Source organism: Kitasatospora sp. NPDC091257 (assembly GCF_044757675.1).
GTDB lineage: Bacteria > Actinomycetota > Actinomycetes > Streptomycetales > Streptomycetaceae > Kitasatospora > Kitasatospora lactacystinica.
Genome location: NZ_JBIVVI010001741.1, coordinates 1 through 1,327, shown reverse-complemented (window position 1 = coordinate 1,327; position 1,327 = coordinate 1). Strand labels below are relative to the sequence as shown.

Here is a 1,327-nt window from a genome sequence, read left to right as displayed (position 1 = left end):
CCCCTAGGCTTGCGCAGGGAAGTCAGCAGAGCTATCGCACCCTCCGGGCACCGCCCGCGAAACGGTGACGGGCCCCAAGGGAGTTGGTGCGGTGCGCAACCGTCGGCGCTGGAAGCGGGTACTGATCGGGGCGTTCGCCGGCTGCGCGGTGCTCGCCGACGCCGGAGGCGCCGCCGCCGCGGCCGCGGTCTCCTCCGAACAGCTGGCGATCTCCACGCCTCCGGCCGGCAGCGCCGCCTGGGTCCAGGACCACTCCTTCGGCCACTCCCTGCCCGACCCGGCCACCACCGCCCCGGCCGCCGCCGCGGCGTTCTTCGCCTCACTCGCGCCCACCGAACTGGACCGGCTGATCCAGCAGTACCCGCTGGTCGTCGGCAACTACGACGGCGCCCCGCTGGACCTGCGCTACCGCGCCAACAGGATCGCCCTGGCCGCCGAGCGCGACCGGGCCCTGGCCCGCGCCGCCGACCGCGAACTGGACTCCGACACCCGCGCGCTGGCCGTCTCCCGCGCCAACGACGTCGAGCACCTGCTCGCCCCCGACCGGCAGGTCCTGGCCTTCGACCCGCGCGGCCGCGGCCTGGTCAGTGAGGTGTGGGGCGACCTCGCCGACGCCGAGCGGATCTCCGTGCTCGTCCCCGGCTCGGACGCCGACCTCGGCCACCACGACCAGGCCGCCGAGCCGCTGCGCTCCCCGGCCGGCATGGCCCGCGCCCTCTACGCCGAGGAACGGCGCCAGGCGCCGAACACCCGGACCGCCGTGATCTCCTGGACCGGCTACGTCACCCCCTCCGGCCTCGGCCCGGACGCCGCCACCTCCCGGCTCGCCGACGTCGCCGCCCCCCGGCTGGAGCGGTTGCTCTCCGGGCTGAAGGAGACCACCCGGCCGGATGCGCCGCCGTCGCTGCTCTGCCACTCGTACGGCTCGGTGGTCTGCGGCACCGCCGCCCCGGAGATCCCGCGCGCGGCGGCCTCGCCGTCCGACACCTCCGGCATCACCGACCTGGTGGTCTTCGGCAGCCCCGGCATGGGCGTGCAGAGCACCACCGAACTGGGCGCCGGCGTGCACGTCTGGGCCACCCGCAACCCCAGCGACTGGATCGGCAACGTGCCGTTCCTGGAGGTCGGCGGACTCGGCCACGGTGCCGACCCGGCGGCGAGCGGCTTCGGCTCCGAGCAGATCTCCTCGGCCCGCGCGGCCGGCCACAACGGCTACTTCACCGAGGGCACCGACAGCCTGCGCAACTTCGCGGCGATCTCGCTCGGCCGCTACCAGGACGTGGTCCGGGCCAACCCCGGCCCGGCCGGTCGGGACGACTTCGTCGCC

The 1,327-nt window shown here is 75.5% G+C and carries 1 protein-coding gene; it reads left to right on the top strand.

The genetic code is table 11. The annotated features are described in order from the left end of the window. Window positions 1-91: 91 nt before the first annotated feature. The coding region (locus ACIQOV_RS41690) for an alpha/beta hydrolase (RefSeq protein ID WP_401056390.1) at window positions 92-1,327 on the top strand (1,236 nt) is incomplete at its 3' end.